The 15,849-nt window shown below is 63.6% G+C and carries 15 protein-coding genes and 1 tRNA gene; 9 read left to right on the top strand and 7 right to left on the bottom strand.

Annotated features, from left to right (window positions below; genetic code table 11):
- Positions 1-7 precede the first annotated feature (7 nt).
- From ACWICV_RS02430 to ACWICV_RS02440, 3 genes are all read left to right on the top strand, one after another.
- On the top strand, positions 8-694 hold the full coding sequence (locus ACWICV_RS02430) for an N-acetylmannosamine-6-phosphate 2-epimerase (RefSeq protein ID WP_332498801.1): 687 nt from the start codon (positions 8-10) through the stop codon (positions 692-694).
- A 76-nt stretch (positions 695-770) separates the two neighbouring features.
- Positions 771-1,331 carry a hypothetical protein gene (locus ACWICV_RS02435; RefSeq protein WP_332727436.1) on the top strand — a complete coding sequence of 187 codons (561 nt, stop codon included), beginning with the start codon at positions 771-773 and terminating at the stop codon, positions 1,329-1,331.
- 246 nt (positions 1,332-1,577) lie between these two features.
- Positions 1,578-2,069: a hypothetical protein gene (locus ACWICV_RS02440; protein WP_448940258.1), complete on the top strand. Its 492-nt coding sequence runs from the start codon at positions 1,578-1,580 to the stop codon at positions 2,067-2,069.
- A 182-nt stretch (positions 2,070-2,251) separates the two neighbouring features.
- Here ACWICV_RS02440 and ACWICV_RS02445 read toward each other — a convergent pair whose 3' ends face one another.
- Positions 2,252-3,655, bottom strand: a complete 1,404-nt coding sequence (locus ACWICV_RS02445) for an aminotransferase-like domain-containing protein (protein WP_454090789.1) — start codon at positions 3,653-3,655, stop codon at positions 2,252-2,254.
- On the opposite strand from ACWICV_RS02445, the gene ACWICV_RS02450 reads away from it, so the two are divergent.
- The 3 genes from ACWICV_RS02450 (at position 3,654) to ACWICV_RS02460 (ending at position 6,073) form a co-directional block, all read left to right on the top strand.
- A complete protein-coding gene (locus ACWICV_RS02450) occupies positions 3,654-4,598 on the top strand; it encodes a DMT family transporter (RefSeq protein WP_332727440.1) in 945 nt (314 codons plus the stop codon). The genes ACWICV_RS02445 and ACWICV_RS02450 overlap by 2 nt on opposite strands.
- The gene (locus ACWICV_RS02455) at positions 4,595-5,533 is read left to right on the top strand and encodes a dihydrodipicolinate synthase family protein (protein WP_332727441.1); all 939 of its coding nucleotides are present in this window, start codon (positions 4,595-4,597) and stop codon (positions 5,531-5,533) included. The genes ACWICV_RS02450 and ACWICV_RS02455 overlap by 4 nt, the downstream gene beginning before the upstream one ends.
- Positions 5,534-5,626: 93 nt before the next feature.
- On the top strand, positions 5,627-6,073 hold the full coding sequence (locus tag ACWICV_RS02460; RefSeq protein WP_105657817.1) for a VOC family protein: 447 nt from the start codon (positions 5,627-5,629) through the stop codon (positions 6,071-6,073).
- Between the two features lie 57 nt (positions 6,074-6,130).
- Here the strand turns inward: ACWICV_RS02460 and ACWICV_RS02465 are convergent, their stop codons facing one another.
- Both ACWICV_RS02465 and ACWICV_RS02470 read right to left on the bottom strand, forming a co-directional pair.
- A complete protein-coding gene (locus ACWICV_RS02465; protein ID WP_454090788.1) occupies positions 6,131-8,146 on the bottom strand; it encodes an acyl-CoA dehydrogenase family protein in 2,016 nt (671 codons plus the stop codon).
- 46 nt (positions 8,147-8,192) lie between these two features.
- Entirely contained in the window at positions 8,193-8,852 is a 660-nt protein-coding gene (locus tag ACWICV_RS02470; RefSeq protein ID WP_454090787.1) for a TetR/AcrR family transcriptional regulator, read from the bottom strand.
- 75 nt (positions 8,853-8,927) lie between these two features.
- Here ACWICV_RS02470 and ACWICV_RS02475 point away from each other — a divergent pair, with 75 nt between their 5' ends.
- Genes ACWICV_RS02475 through ACWICV_RS02485 form a run of 3 tightly spaced genes read left to right on the top strand, consistent with a single transcriptional unit; the run spans position 8,928 to position 12,415 of the window.
- On the top strand, positions 8,928-10,223 hold the full coding sequence (locus tag ACWICV_RS02475) for an acetyl-CoA C-acetyltransferase (protein WP_105661261.1): 1,296 nt from the start codon (positions 8,928-8,930) through the stop codon (positions 10,221-10,223).
- Positions 10,223-11,560, top strand: a complete 1,338-nt coding sequence (locus ACWICV_RS02480; protein ID WP_454090786.1) for a 3-oxoacyl-ACP reductase — start codon at positions 10,223-10,225, stop codon at positions 11,558-11,560. Before ACWICV_RS02475 ends, ACWICV_RS02480 begins: the two co-directional genes overlap by 1 nt.
- On the top strand, positions 11,561-12,415 hold the full coding sequence (locus ACWICV_RS02485; protein WP_454090785.1) for a MaoC/PaaZ C-terminal domain-containing protein: 855 nt from the start codon (positions 11,561-11,563) through the stop codon (positions 12,413-12,415).
- A 62-nt stretch (positions 12,416-12,477) separates the two neighbouring features.
- On the opposite strand, the gene ACWICV_RS02490 is transcribed toward ACWICV_RS02485, so the two are convergent.
- From ACWICV_RS02490 to ACWICV_RS02505, 4 genes are all read right to left on the bottom strand, one after another.
- Positions 12,478-13,671 carry a glycosyltransferase gene (locus tag ACWICV_RS02490; protein WP_402473067.1) on the bottom strand — a complete coding sequence of 398 codons (1,194 nt, stop codon included), beginning with the start codon at positions 13,669-13,671 and terminating at the stop codon, positions 12,478-12,480.
- A 67-nt stretch (positions 13,672-13,738) separates the two neighbouring features.
- Entirely contained in the window at positions 13,739-14,716 is a 978-nt protein-coding gene (locus ACWICV_RS02495; RefSeq protein WP_105657824.1) for an alpha/beta fold hydrolase, read from the bottom strand.
- A 132-nt stretch (positions 14,717-14,848) separates the two neighbouring features.
- Positions 14,849-14,932, bottom strand: a tRNA-Leu gene (locus ACWICV_RS02500).
- 228 nt (positions 14,933-15,160) lie between these two features.
- Positions 15,161-15,805, bottom strand: a complete 645-nt coding sequence (locus ACWICV_RS02505; protein WP_105657865.1) for an NADPH-dependent F420 reductase — start codon at positions 15,803-15,805, stop codon at positions 15,161-15,163.
- Between the last annotated feature and the right edge of the window lie 44 nt (positions 15,806-15,849).

Raw genomic sequence — 15,849 nt, forward strand, 5'->3', positions numbered from 1 at the left:
GAAAGACATGTTGCTTTCGGCAGCAGCACTGCAAGCCCTGCGCGGACGGCTGATCGTTTCGGCGCAAGCCTATCCGGGGGAGCCGATGCGCCACCCGCAGACCATGGCGCAGGTGGCTGCCTCGGCGGTGATCGGCGGCGCCGGCGCGGTGCGCGTGCAGGGCATCGCGGATATCCAATTCACCCGTTCCGCCGTCGAGGTGCCGGTCATCGGGCTGTTCAAGGACGGCCATGAGGGCGTGTTCATCACCCCCACCATCCACCACGCCTTGGCGGTGGCCAACGCCGGGGCGCACATCGTGGCCCTGGACGGCACGCGCCGCGAACGGCCCGACGGCAAGAGCCTGGAACAAACCATTAGCGCGGTCCACGAACGGTCTGCCGCCTTGGTAATGGCCGACTGCGGGTCGCTGGACGACGCGCTGGCTGCCGCGCAGGCCGGAGCCGATCTGATCGGCACCACGCTGGCCGGCTACACCGGGGAACGGGACAAGACCGAGGGGCCGGACCTTGAGCTGCTGGAGCAGATCGCAGCAGCGGGCCTGGAGCCGCCACTGATTGCCGAGGGCCGGATCCACACCCCGGCGCAGGCCAAAGCCGCGCTGGATGCCGGCGCGTTCGCCGTGGTGGTGGGCACCGCGATCACCCATCCGGCGAGCATTACCGGATGGTTCGACGCCGCCCTGCGAGGCTAGGCGTTTTCTTCGTGGCTGGCAACTGGCCTACGATTAGGCGCAGAACCTAATTCCTGCAGAATCGGAGAATCACCCCGTGGACGTCTTTATCAAGGGCCCTTCCAAGCGCGATGTAGCCGGCATGAAAGCGGCCTTCGGCGAGGTGGAAGCCGGAGACGTGATCTCGGTGCTCTACAAGACCGCCCGCTTCGGCAACTTCCTGATAACCGGTGCCGCGCACGCCACCGTGCTCGATGACGTCATGGTCGGCGGGCTGAACGCGGCCGCTGCCAAGAAGAAAGCCAAAGACGCCGACGGCGGCGAAACCATGGCCCGCCAGCCTGATAAGGACGTGCGCTCATTCCCCGCAGTCTTCGAAGGCGAGTTCGCCCCGGAAGACGTTGAAGTTTCCGAGCTGTCCCACGGCGATTTGGTTGCCGCATCCTTCAGCCAGGAACCCTACGGTGATTTCGTGATTACCGGCGTGGTCACCGAGGCCGAAAATGATCGCGGCTACCTGATGGTCGGTCCGTGGATCCTGCAAACCGCCGACGGCGCGCCGCCGCGGTTGCTGTCGGTTCAGCGCGTGGCGGCCAACGGCACGCACGTGGCCCCGGTGCCTACGCGCCGCGGCCTGGTCGAGGTAGACGGACTGTAGCCAGCAAAGAGTTCAACGGGCCCCGGTGAATGAAATTATTTTTCATTCACCGGGGCCTGTGCCCTTATTTGGGTCGTTGGGGTGCAGCGAACTGATTATTGCTTTCAAAACCTACGAGGCGCGCGCATGATTATGACTAACTTAGCCAAGTGAATCGGCCCGTGTTTCGTGCCGCTTGTATCTTGGGCTGTCCAGACGGACTCAGGATGTGTCTTATTTGTCCTTCCTCATCGCTACGATCCGAATATGGATAAGGTGATGGACTCAATCGGGCAGCTGCGCTTGAGCCGGAAGTTCAACTGGTTTAACGCCACCGAGCTTGATGCCTTCTTGGAGGATGAAGTGGCTCCGGAGGAAATCTGGTGGGGCACCAGCCGGCATGACGAGCTGCATAAGCTCGAATCGGTGGCCCAGATCCCCTCAATATTGCGCATGGTGCGTGAATGGGGAGAAAACTATTCCTTTGAAAACAATCCGATGACCAAGTATGCCCAAGGCACCAAGCTTTCTGATGGGAACTACACTTTGGAGCTCGCTGTCGTTGGCCATCAGGCATGCAACATCAGGGTCGGCTACGGTGCCGACCCGGACTCTCTGTCGAGCCATCCTGATACGGACATGGAATTCGAAGGCCCACAATCCTTGAACATCGCCCAGGTCACCGAAGTGCTCGGCCAGTGGTTGCTAGGCCGAGGTCTTCCCGCCGGGTATGGCGGCAGCATCCATATCTACGGGTAGCCCACAACGCTGAAAACGGTACTGGGAAGCCTTCTGGCATCCTGAGTACGAGGACCATGCCGCGACGCTGGCAAATGCCTTGCCGGTCGAAAAGGAGTTGATGATCGCAGGCACTGTCCTCGACCAACGGACCTCGCAGCCCTACGAAGACCAGGTATGTTGGTTAGCTCTTCGCATTGGACCTAGCCGCGCAGCACCTGGCCGATGATCTCCACTCCCTGGCTGAAGGCTCCGGGATTCGGGCCGGCAAAGTTCAACCGCAAAAAGCGTCCGGTCGGCTCGGCAGGGAACCAGCTGTCGCCGGCCGCGATCGCTACACCGCGCAGCTCGCAGTCGCGCACCAGCTGTGCCGGATTAGCTGTATCGGGCAGCCGTACCCAGAGGTTCAGCCCGCCTCGGGGGATCTGTTCAACCTGGGCTTCGGGCAGATGCTGCGCCAAAGCATCCAGGACCAGGTCCCTGCGGGTTGCCAGCTGCTGGCGCACGGAGCGCAAATGGGTGCGCCACCCGGGTTGCGTGACCACATCCAATGCGACCGCTTGCAGCGGGCCGCTGACATACATCGATTGCGCTTGGTTGTCGGCCAGGATCCGTTCACGTGCCGGGCCCCTGGCAATTACCCCGGCCACGCGCACTGCAGGGGAAACGCTCTTGGTCAGGGATCGCAGATACACCACATGGCCGCTGTCATCACGGGCGGCGACCGGTGAAGAATCCACGTCGATCCCGAAATCCTTGGCCCAGTCATCTTCCACCAGGAACGCGCCGCGATGCTTCAGGATCTCCAGTACCCGCAGCGAAACCTCGGGCGACCAGCGGGCGCCGGTGGGGTTGGCGAAATTCGGGTGCGCGTAGAAAGCGCGAGCCCCGGTTTGCTCGAAAGCACGGTCCAATACCTCGGTGTCCGGACCGTGCGGCCCAGCGGGAATGGGGATGAGCTGCACGCCGACCTGCGCGGCAGCCAGGATGGCGCCCCAGTAGGTGGGGGATTCGATGAGCATCGGCTTTCCGGACCCAACCAGCGAGCGGAAGATCGACCCCAGTCCGCTTTGGCTGCCCGGGAGCACGACAACATCGCTGGCCGCCGGGGCGCTCAGTCCCGGCGCGGTGATCGCCCCGAGTTCGCTGGCGAACCAGCTTTGCAGCTCCGGCAATCCCGCGGCTTCGGTGCGCTGGAGCACGGCGTCGCTGCGTGCAACTCGGGCGAAGGCGCTGCGCACCAGGCGTTCAGGCAGCAGCTCGCGATCCGGGTATCCAGAATGCAAGGAGATGACGTCATTGGGTGTCGCCCGCTGGGCGGCGGCCAACTCCGGCAACGGGCGATGGACGACCCCCAGCGCGGCGGTTTGCCAGGCGTAGTCGTGCGCCCGGGCTACCGGTTGCTTGCGGATGAAGGTGCCGATACCGGGGCGTGACTCAACGACGCCTTGGCCGATGAGCGTGCGCAAAGCCTTTTGCACCGTGACCGGGCTGACTTCGTGTTCCGCCACCAGAGCACGCGTGGAGGGCAACTGGCTCCCGGCAGGGGCTGCCGCAATCCACTCTTGGAGTTTCGCAACCACACGCTCACTGCTATTGTTGAACATGAAGCTACATAGTACCGCTACTGTCAATAATCGACAACCGCTATCCACCCCGGGTGCCGGACTGCTCTGGGGGCTACTGGGCGTTCTCGCTTTCTCCTTCACCGTGCCCTTCACCCGCATCGCCGTAGAGCACGGCCACCTGCATCCGCTGTTTGCCGGTGCAGGGCGATCGGTGATCGCCGCAGCGCTAGCCATCGCCGCACTCTGGTTGACCGGCCAGAAATTTCCTACGCGGCCGCAATGCTGGCGGCTGCTTGTCGTCGCCGGGGGAGTCGTCGCCGGGTTTCCGCTGCTGACCTCTTTTGCAATGACCTCGGCTCCGGCCAGCCACGGTGCGGTAGTCATCGCCATCTTGCCTGCGGCGACGGCAGTTGCCGCAGTGCTGCGCACCAAGGAACGCCCGAGCACCAGGTTCTGGATTGCGGCAGCTGCCGGGGCACTGGCCGCCCTGGCTTTTGCGGCTGTGCAAGGTGGCGGGCTGGGCGGGCTGCACGGAGCAGACCTGCTGCTTTTCGGCGCCGTACTGGCTTGCGCTATCGGCTACGCGGAAGGCGGCCTGCTCTCGCGCGAGCTCGGCTCGTGGCAAACCATCTCCTGGGCGCTGGTTCTCGCATCTCCGGTGATGTTGACGCTCGCCACCGTCTCAGCGGTCCAGCACCCGCCCACGGCGACACCCGGCGAGTGGGCCGCCTTCGCCTATCTCGGTGTCGTGAGCATGTTCTTGGGCTTCATCGCGTGGTACCGGGGATTGGCCATCGGGCCGATGGCGCAGGTGAGCCAGGTGCAATTGGCGCAACCGGTGATGACCATCTGCTGGGCGGGCTTGCTGCTGCACGAATCCATCGGTTGGCCCACCGTTGTGGGCGGATGCGCGGTCATCCTCTGCGCACTGCTCGCCGTAAGATCGAGGAACCAGCGCATCATTAAGGAGAACGGATCATGAGCTTGGCAGCGAAGAATAACGCGGCGCTGGCAACTGCGTGGACCGGGCTCAGCGCCTTCCCGCTCACGCCCTTGCGCGATGACCGGCTCGACGAGCCGGCATTCATTGGCCTGGTGCAGCGGCTAGTGCGGGCCGAGGTGGATTCGATCACCGTGCTGGGCTCAACTGGCTCGTATATGTACCTGGATCGCGCCGAGCGCCGGCGCGTCATCGAGCTGGCCGTGCAGCATGCGGACCGGATCCCGGTGCTTGCTGGCGTGGGTGCGCTGCGCACTTCCCGCGTCCTGGAACATATTGGCGATGCCCGGGACGCCGGTGCCGTCGGCGTGCTGCTGGCCCCGGTGGGCTATCAGCAGCTGAATGACGATGAGGTCTTCGCTTTGTTCAAGGCGGCCAGTGAACACAGCGAGTTGCCGGTCATTGTCTACGACAATCCCCGGACCACCCACTTCGCCTTCAGCAACCGGCTCTACGGGCGTATCGCGCAGCTGCCCGGGATCGTGTCAATCAAGATTCCCGGGGTTCCGGCCGATCCGGTGCAGGCCAAGGAGCATGTGGCCGCAATTCGTGCGGTGCTGCCCGAACACGTGGGTATCGGCGTATCGGGCGACGCTTTAGGGGCAGCTGGCCTGATCGCAGGATGCAACGCGTGGTTTACCGCGGTGGGCGGAACCGTTCCGGCTCCGATGGTGGCAATAACCCGTGCCGTGCAGGCAGGAGACCCGCAAAAGGCGTTGGCGATCTCAGCGAGACTGGAGCCGCTGTGGGAGCTGATGGCACACTGCGGCGGGAGCCTTAGGGTCAGTGCCGCCATCGCCGAGCATTTCGGCTGGGTAGCTGAAGATTGTTTGCCGCTGCCGGTTCAGGCGGTGAGCCCGAAAGAGCGGGAGCTGGTAGCCAAGGTGGTGGACGAGCTTTCACTGGGGGCTAGCTAGTTTGCCGGTGCCAAAAGGCAGCGGCGATCTGGTTCGCCGCCGTCCCTCGGGGTAGGCTGTGGCGTACCTTCGAGCGAAAGCGAACCGATTCCCATGCCGCGACCCATTCGATTCGACCATGTAGGCATCACCGTTGCCGACCTCGAGATGGTGACCGGCTTCTTTGTCAGCCTGGGGCTGGAAGTGGAAGGCCGGGCGAACGGGCTTGAAGGCGAGTTCCTGGAGACCGTCTGCGCTGTGCCCGACTCGCGCACGAATATCGTGATGCTCAAGGCTCCCGGATCCAATGTGGGAATCGAGCTGTCGAGTTTCGAAAGACCAGCGCACCTGCCGGGAAACCGTGCGGCGATGGCCAATGAATTGGGACTGCGTTCGATCGCTTTCGAGCTCGATGACCTGCAGGCCACGGTGGATGACTTGAACCAGCACGGCTATCCGCTGATCGGCGGCATCGGACACTATGAAGGCGTGTGGAAAATGGCATACATTCGCGGACCTGAGGGGATCATTGTGGCGCTGGCCCAGCGCTTGAACGGTTAACCACCCGATGCCCGCACCCAGAATGCTTTGGGATACGGGCATCGGCGTGGCTACGGGTTAGCCCTTGGCTTTCTGCAGCGACTTTTCGCTGACCGGCGCGTCATCGCTGGCGCGCAGCTTGCGGAAGTACTCCATGGCCTCGTCCTGGCGCTCGGCTTCGCCGCCCGAGGAGATGTCCGCGCGCAGGTGGTCCTGGGTGTAGGCGAAGGCCTCGACCAGGTCCTGTGCGTGCGGGCGCAGGCGGGCGAGCAGGCGGTTGAGGTAGCCGGGCAGGGTGCGGGCACGCTGCATGGAGAGCAAGCCGTGGGACAGGTACCAGCCCAGGTCGTCTTCGACCAGGCTCAGGGCGAAGACATCGCGCAGCCAGGTCAGCACCTCCTTGGTGGCAGCATCGCCGGTCTGCTCCAACGCGGCGGTGAACGCTTCCCAGCGCAAGAGCTGGCCGTGGTCGCGTGCCGCGGAGATCAGCAGGTCCTGGTTCTCGTTGAATGCCGCGGCGCCCTTGGCCTTGTCCTTGCCGGCAGCACGCAGGGCGCCGGCAACTTCGGCCACCTTGGTGTTGATGCGGTCGGTGAGCAGGGCACGCTGGTTCTCCGGGTCCTTGAAGAAGTTGGCGCTCTTGCGCTCATCGGAGATATCGGCGAAAGCCTGGCCGACGCTGCGCAGGCCCGAACGGTGCAGCGCAGTGGTGCCCACCTGCTTGGCCACGTACAGAGCCATCGCGCCGGTGTCCAGCTTGCGGAATTCGGCGGCGTAGTCGGTGAGCAGGCGCTTGCCCACCAGCTGCAGCAGCACGTTGTTATCGCCCTCGAAAGTCACGTAGACATCGAGGTCAGCGTAGAGCTGGGTGAAGCGATTCTTGGCGATGTACCCGGCGCCACCGCAGGCCTCGCGGGCCTCCTGCAAGGTGTCCAGCGCATCCCAGGTGCTCAGCGGCTTCAATGCAGCGGCCAGGGTTTCCAAATCCTGGCGGTCCGTGTCGGTGTCTTCGCGGCCGGAGAAGACCGCGTCGAACTTCTCCAGCAGCCCATCGTGGGCGAAGGAGGCAGCGTAGGTGCGGGCCAGGCGGGTGAGCAGCCGGCGCTGGTGGCGCTGGTAGTCCAGCAAGGTGGTTTCCTCGGTGTCCGAGGTGGAGTTGAACTGGCGGCGCTGGTTGCCGTAGGTGATCGCGATCTGCAGGGCGATCTTCGAGGCGTTGGTGGCGGCGCCGTCCAGCGAGACGCGGCCCTGGACCAGGGTGCCGAGCATGGTGAAGAAGCGGCGTCCCGGGGAGGGAATCGGCGAGGAATAGGTGCCGGTTTCATCCACGTTGCCGTAGCGGTTGAGCAGGTTGGTGCGCGGCACGCGGACGTTGGTGAAGTGCAGCCGGCCGTTATCGATGCCGTTCAGCCCGCCCTTCAGCCCGTCATCTTCGCCTCCGATGCCTTCAAGGAAGTTGCCTGCTTCATCGCGGATCGGCACGTAGAAGCAGTGCACGCCGTGGTTCACGCCCTTGGTGATCAGCTGCGCGAAGACGGTGGCGGCCTTACCGTGCAGGGCGGCGTTGCCCAGGAATTCCTTCCAGGCGGCCTTGAACGGAGTATGGATGACGAACTCATCGGTGGCTTCGTCGTAGGTAGCGGTGGTGCCCACCGCGGCCACGTCGGAGCCGTGGCCGATTTCGGTCATGGCGAAGGCGCCGGGGGTGTCCAGGTTCATCGCGCCGGGCAGCCAGGCCTTGTGGTGCTCTTCGGTACCCAGGTGCAGGATCGCCCCGGCGAACAGGCCCCACTGCACACCGGCCTTGATCTGCAGCGACGGGTCGGCGGCGACCAGTTCCTCGAAGGCGGCGATGGAGCCGCCGTGGTCATTCTGTCCACCGAATTCAGTGGGAAAGGCGCGCTGGACGGCTTCCTGCTGCACCAGGATGCCCAGCTGGCCCAGAACGCGTTCGCGGTGCTCATCCATGCCCAGCAGCGGGTCGCGCTGCAGCTGCGGATCCGCGGCGCGGGCGCGGGAGGCCTTGCGGATTTCGGCATAAGGACCGAAGAGCTGTTCGGACAGGGCGTTGACGTTGATGCGGTTCTCGCTCATGACGTACCTTTCATTCAATGGTGAGGCAGGGATGGATGCTGGTAATTCAGCGGGTCTTTGGTGCATTGGTGGAAGCGATGCCGTAAGCCAGCCAATTGGTCAGTTCTTCGGCCAGCGATTCCAAGCTCGGTTTCTGCTCCGAATCCGGTTGGCGCAGCCAGCGTTCGCCGGCGGCCCGAACCATGCCCAGGGCCGCGCGCGGCCACAGGTCCAAGGTGGCGGTGGTGGCTTGCTGGTCGTAGAGCCTGAGCAGGCGTTCACTGATCAAGGCGGAGGCTTCTTCGAAGAAGGTGGTCAGCGCCCCGGCTGCTTCATCTTCGGCCGAGCGCGGAGCGCTGGTGACGAAGAAGTAGAGGTTCGGGCTGTTGGTGGCCAGCCCCAAGTAGGCGGAGACCATGGCATGCAGCGCGCTGACTTCATCTTCCTTGGCTTGGCCTGCGGCGATGACGCGTTTGCGGAAGTCGTTGATGACCATGGCGCTCAGTGCCTGGCGCAGGCCTTCCTTGTCGCCGAAGTACCGGTAGTACACCGGCTTGGAGGTCTTTGCGTGTCCGGCAATGTCCTCCATGGAGACCTGGGGACCGAGCTTGTGCACGGCTTTGCGTGCCAATTTGAGCAGTTCCTCGTGGCGCGCGGTGCGATGCGCTTCCCAGCGAGCTGCCCGGCCGTCGGTCTCGCGGTCGATTTCCTCAGTGATCTTGTTCACGTAACTCAGAGTATCATGTACTCTTGGTTACAGTAATACTTGTCACACCAGAATATTTGTAGGAGTTCAACGAACATGAGCCAGCCTTCTGTGCGCAACGCCGTGATCATCGGTGGCAACCGCATTCCCTTCGCCCGTTCCAATACCGCCTATGTCAATGCGTCCAACCAGGACATGTTCACTGCAGCACTCGAGGGCCTGGTCGCCCGCTTCGGCCTGCAGGGACAGCGCATCGGCGCCGTCGCCGGCGGCGCGGTGCTCAAGCATTCCAAGAACTTCAACCTGATCCGCGAATCGGTGCTCGGCTCCTCGCTGGATCACGCCACCCCGGCCTATGACGTGCAGATGGCTTGCGCCACAGGCATGGAAGCCATCGGCTCGCTGGCCAACAAGATCAAGCTGGGCCAGCTAGATTCCGCCATCGGCGGCGGCGTGGACACCACCTCCGACGCGCCGATCGCCGTCTCGGATGCGCTGCGCGGCATCCTGATGGAGCTTTCCCGCGCCCGCAGCACCAAGGCCAAGCTCGCCGCGCTGGCCAAGCTGCGCCCAGGCCATCTGGCCCCCGCAGCCCCCGGCACCGGCGAACCGCGCACCGGCCTGTCCATGGGCGACCACCAGGCAATCACCACCAAGAAGTGGGGCATCACCCGCGAGGCCCAGGATGAACTGGCCCTGGCCAGCCACCAGAACCTGGCCGCCGCCTACGACCGCGGCTTCTTCAACGACCTGGTCACCCCGTTCAACGGCCTGTCCAAGGACAACAACCTGCGCGCCGACTCCACCATGGAAAAGCTGGGCAAGCTCAAGCCCGCCTTCGGCAAGAACCTGGGCGATGCGGCGACCATGACCGCCGGAAACTCCACCCCGCTGACCGACGGCGCCTCGGCCGTGCTGCTGGGCAGCGAAGAGTACGCGCAAGCCAACGACCTGCCAATGCTGGCCAATTTCGTGGACTTCGAAGCGGCAGCAGTGGACTTCGTGCACGGTGCCGAGGGCCTGCTGATGGCTCCGGCCTACGCCACCGCCCGGATGCTGGAGCGCAACAACCTCACCTTGCAGGACTTCGATTTCTACGAGATCCACGAGGCCTTCGCAGGCACCGTGCTCTCGACGCTCAAGGCGTGGGAGGACGAGGAATTCTGCCGCGAGAAGCTGGGGCTGGATGCCCCGCTGGGCGCCATCGACCGGTCGAAGCTGAACGTGAACGGCTCCTCGCTGGCCGCAGGGCACCCCTTCGCTGCCACCGGCGGGCGCATCATTGCCAGCACCGCGAAAATGCTGCATGAAAAGGGCTCGGGCCGCGCGCTGATTTCGGTCTGCGCCGCAGGTGGCCAGGGCGTCGTCGCAATTCTGGAGGCTCGCAGCTAATGGCGGACAAGTACATGGAACTGGTTAATTCCGGGATCACCAAGAAGCTGGCCACCCTGCTGGGCTTGCCGCGTCCTCCGCGCTTGCGCCGCTACAGCCCCGATGCGCCACTGCTGCCCGGCCCGGTGCTGGTGCTCGGTGCCTCGTCCAAGGCCCAGGACCTGAGCGACACCCTGGTCGCCTGGGGGCTGGATGTGCGCCGGCACGACGCCGGCGATGCCAAGCTCGGCGGGCTGGTGCTGCTGCTCGATGAAATCGAGCACCCCACCGAGCTGTCGCCGCTGATGCTGGCGGCCGGCCAGGCGTTGCGCAAGCTGCTGCCAGGTGGCCGCGTGGTGGCCTTCTCCCGTCTCGCCAGCGATGACGATGCGCCGGAGCTTTCCGCCGTGCGCCAGGGGATCGACGGCATCGTGCGCTCGATGGGCCGCGAAATGCGCGGGGGAGCCACCGCCAACGGCATCGTGCTTGCCGAAGGCACCAGCGTTGCCAGCCCTAGTGCGCTGGCCGCGCTGCGCTTCTTCTTCTCCGGCCGCAGCGCCTACGTGGACGGCCAGTTCCTTTCTGTGCGCACCAATGATGGCGTGCTGCCTGCCGACTTCGCCAAGCCGCTGGCCGGCAAGGTCGCGGTGGTGACCGGTGCCGCTCGCGGCATCGGCGCGGCCATCGCCAAGACGCTGTCCCGCGACGGCGCGCAGGTGGTTGTGGTAGATATGCCTGCTGCCGGCGAATCGCTAGCCAAGGTCGCCAACTCCATCGGTGCTACCGCCTTGCAGTTGGATGTCACCGCCCAGGATGCCGCCCAGCAGATCATGGATCATGCGATCGGCCGCCATGGCTCGCTGGATCTGGTGATCCACAATGCCGGTATCACCCGGGACAAGCTGCTGGCCAATATGGATGCCGGCCGCTGGGACTCGGTGATTGCCGTGAACATCGCTTCGCAGCTGCGCATGAATGAAGCCTTCCTGGCAGCCAAGCTGCCCGGTTTGCGCATCGTTTCGCTGGCTTCCACCTCCGGCATTGCCGGCAACCGCGGCCAGACCAACTATGCAGCCTCCAAGGGCGGGGTGATCGGCATGGTGCACGCCAGCGCCAAGCTGTTTGCAGAAAATGGCGGCTCCATCGCCGCTGTGGCTCCCGGGTTCATCGAGACCGAGATGACCGCGAAGATCCCGCTGGGTACCCGCACCGTTGCCCGCATGGTTCTGCCTTCGCTGATGCAAGGCGGTCTGCCGGTAGACGTTGCCGAGGCGATTAGCTTCCTCGGGTCGGATGCCGCAGCCGGGTTGAACGGCCAGGTGCTGCGGGTCTGCGGCCAATCGCTGGTAGGTGCCTAGATGGGTGCCCAGATCGTCACAGGGATTCCCTCGATGGCCGCGGTCTATGCCAAGGCCGTGAAGACCCTGAAACGGAAGCCGAAGAATCCGGTGCTGCCCGAAACCGTCCTGGTCTTCCAGGGCGCCAAGGCCGATCCGGTGAAACTCGCCGAGTTCCGCCAGGCCGTAGGCGCGCCGATGAACGGCGTGCTGCCCAGCCTCTACCTGCACTCGCTGGCTTTCCCGCTGGCTATGTCCTTGATGGTGCAAGATGATTTCCCCTTGCCGCTGCTGGGCATGATTCACCTGTCCAACCAGGTCGACGTGGACCAGCCGCTGGGGGAGCACGAAGCATTCGATATCGAGGTGCACAGCGAGAACCTTTCGGCCCATCCCCATGGGGCCACCTCCGACTTGGTGATGCGCCTCGTGGTGGACGGGCAGGACCGGGTGCTGCTGCGCAGCACGTTCTTGGCCAAGGGGGTGCGGCTCGAGGGCCGCACACTGGAGAAGAGCGCGCATCCGGCCTTTGCCGCACCGCAGCGTACCGCGAGCTGGAAACTGGATCAGGGAACGGGACGTTGTTGGGCCGCAGTAGCCGGCGACTACAACCCGATTCACCTGTCCGCGCTCAGCGCCAAGGCGTTGGGCATGCCAGCGGCTATTGCCCATGGCATCTACCTGGCAGCCCGGGCATTGGCGGGGATCGAACCAGCCAACGGAACGTACCACTGGAGCATCGAGTTCAAGACCCCGGTAGTGCTTCCGGCATCGGTTGACCTGGCCTTCCAGCCGCAAGCCGATGGGTACAAGGTCCACGCGTGGAATGCACGCAAGTCCAAGCCCCACTTCGAGCTGGATCTGGTGCGGAGCTAGGCTCCACCGCTAGTGCCTTGGTCTTCAATGGATTTCCAATGAAGGCCAAGGCACTATTGCGTTCAACGTACTTGGCGCTCGGACTGGGCGACACGGTAGCTGGCCAGGGTGGCCACGGCCGCGCGTTCCCAGGTGAAGAGGGCCGAATGTTCCAGCGCCCCATGTCCGGCAGCGGTAATCTGTTCAGGATCCCTGGCCAGTTCAAGCAGCTTAGCGGCCCAAAGCTGGGCATCAGGCTCGGTCATGAGCCAACCGGATTCGCCGTCATTGACGGCGTAGGCCAACCCTCCCACCGCATTGGCCAACACCGGCGTGCCGCAGGCCTGCGCTTCGGCCGCCACCAACCCGAAAGTCTCGGAGAGCGACGGTACCGCAACGACGTCGGCATTGGCGAAGACGAGCGCCAGCTTCTCGGGGGAGAGCGGATCGAAGAACCGGACGACGTCCTCCAAGCGGTGGCGTTGGACTTGCGCTGGCAGGTCGTAGTGCGTTGCCCCGGACAGCGCGCCGAACAGCGATGCGGTAATGCGCAGGGCTGGATCCTCGCGACGCGCGATGCCCATGGCTTCGAGCAGAAGATGGGCTCCCTTCAGCGGTTGCATGCGCCCGGCGTAGACCAGGTGCAAGTCATCGTCGCCCAGAGGCCGGCGCAGCTTGTCCTGATCCGGGTGGAAGATGCGGTGGTTGACGCCCGGCAGGACGATGTCGAGCTTGTTCGAGTCCACGCCGTAGAAGCGCTGCAGCTGTTTCGCTTCGACGGGCGTGTTCGCGATGATGCGCGCGCAGTCGGCGAGCAGCTGCTTCTCTGCTTCCTTTCGCTTCCCCGGCTCGGGGAGACCTGATTCGTGTTCCTTGGCCGCAGCCGAGGTGTGCATCGAGACCAGCAAGGGAGCGGACCAGCGCTGCGCCAGTTGCAGCCCCACCATTCCGGAGAGCCAATAGTGCCCGTGGACGACATCGAACTTCACTCCGTGCAAGTGCGTTGCGATTTCCTCCGCGGCCTCGTCGATGATCGCCGGGAGCTGTTCCTTGGCAAGGTTCCGATGGGCAGCGATCTGCACCTGATGCATCCATACGCCCTCGCTGACCTGGAGCGACTCGGATTCGTTGGCGGTGCGCGTGAGCATGTGGACTTCGTGGCCCAGGGCGCCCAGCGCATAGGAAAGGTTCTGGATGTACACGTTCATGCCACCTGCATCGCCGGAGCCCGGCTGCTGCATCGGTGAGGTATGCAGGGAAAGCATGGCTATGCGCATGTTCAGTACTCCAGTAGTGCTGTGCTAGTGACGGAATTTTTCGTTCAAAACTCCGCCTCTGATGCTATCAAGAAGCCAGGTCCAGCATGTTCGCGTTCGCCGACGTCCAGTGATCGACCATTTCTGCTCCGCCGTGGCCATCGGTCTCGCAGATAACCAGTGAGGAAGCTGGCCAGAGCTGGTGAAGTTTCCATGCCGTCATTGACGGTCCGGAAACATCGGCTCGTCCGTGGATCAAAACGGCCGGCAGGTTCCGGATCCCAGCCATATTCTCGATGATCGGCGGCTTGCAGAAACCATTATGGGCCCAGAAATGAGTGGTCAGCCGTGACATCGAATGCCGGAAGCGGCGGTCGTGCCAGCGCGGATCGCGGATTACCTTCTCCGATCCGAGGGAAATGTGGGTATCCTCCCACAGCGCCCATTCGCGGGACGCCGCATCGCGAAGTTCCAGATCGGTGGAGCCGAGCAGTTGCGCGTAGGCCTCGACCAGTCGCAGTTCACCCGCCGCGTAGGCCGGAATGTGGCTGCTGGCGAATCGCGAGAAGCGGTCCCATGCTTCCGGGAAAAGCGCTCCAACAGTTTCGGTGATCCATTGGACTTCTTCACGGCTCGTTGTCGTGACGGCGAAAAGCACCATGCCGACGACGCGTTCGGGATGGGCCTGTGCGTAGGCGAGAGCCAAGGTCGAGCCCCAGGACACGCCATTGATAATCCATTTCTCGATACCCAGCCCGACACGCAGCGTTTCGATATCGGCTATCAGCCGCTGGGTAGTGAATTCTCCCATGTCCGTATCCGCAGCGGCTGCCGAGGGGAGAGAACGTCCGCAACCGCGCTGTTCAAAACCAATGAGGCGAGTACGGGACAGATCCCAGCGGTTCCGGTAGCCGCTCGCGCCGAGTGTTCCTCCTGGTCCACCGTGCAGGTGCAGTGCCGGGATTCCCTCGGGACTGCCGAACTCTTCCCAGTACAGCTGGTGGCCATCATCAGTTGGCATGAGCCCCTGCTGGGCGGGGATGTTGCCCGGGGAAGAGTCAGTCATATAAGCACTTTACGGCAGCGCACGTGCAAGCGCGGCGGAGGCATGCGCCGCATCCTCAATCGAGGGCTGGGATCCGTTCGGATTAAATAAAGAAATCCCCGGTTGACCGAAGTCAACCGGGGATTCTACCTGTGCGCGAAAGGGGACTTGAACCCCTACCCTCTTGCGAGGACTAGCACCTCAAGCTAGCGCGTCTACCTATTCCGCCACCCGCGCAGGTTGTCTGTTGTTCGCGTTGTTATCGCTGGCAACGAAGTAAAACTTTACCACCCCCAGCAGGGGATTTCCAATCGGGAAACTCCCCGCAACTGGAGGGTGAAAACCCCGGAATTCCGCGGGAAAACCGGGATTGAGTAGAGGTTTAAGGTAAAAAATCAGAAAATCAGTGTCGAGCGTCACAGGAATATGATGCGATCTGCCTAGTGAAACGCGGGTTTAGCGGTTCTACTGCGAAGATGGGCCGAGCCTGGCGGACAGCGTTGCCGCATCGAGAACTTCGTTGAAGATCGCGCCACCGGGTTCCAAGCCGCGGCCCGCGGCCAAGTTGGGCAGGAGGACCGGAGAGAAACCCAGGGCGACGGTTAGTTCCGAAACCGTCTGGGCATCCTGCTTGTTATCCGAGGCGACGCCCAAGGCGCGTTGCGCGGATTGCTTGGTTGCCCGATCCGCGTCCATGTCCCAATGGCTGATGTGATTGAGGGCTTTGACCACGCGAGAGCTCTTGAAATGGGTTGCAATGCCTTCGGAGCTGGACAAGCCAGCGTCAAGTGATGTTTCCAGCCAGTCGGGAAGCGGCTCGTCTTCCCAGCGATTGGTCGCATCCACCAGCAAGATGCCAGCCAGGGATGGGACATCAATGTCGTCGAGTTCCTCTTGGGGCACCATGAGCACCACCAAATCGGCATCCTCGGCAATGTCTTCGGCCAGTACGGCGGTGGCATGCGATGCGTACTGTGCCAGGTGGTACTTCATCATCCGTGGAGGCCTGGAACCTGCGATGCGTACGTCGATTCTGGCCGATGCTGCTGCGCGGGCGAGGGCTGTACCGGCTCGTCCCGCTCCGAGGATTCCAATCCGCTTGATGCTCATAACCTCCAGCCTAAACGCGAAAGCCATGGCGGCATGCAATTCAA

The sequence above is a fragment of the Glutamicibacter sp. NPDC055354 genome (genome assembly GCF_053644955.1).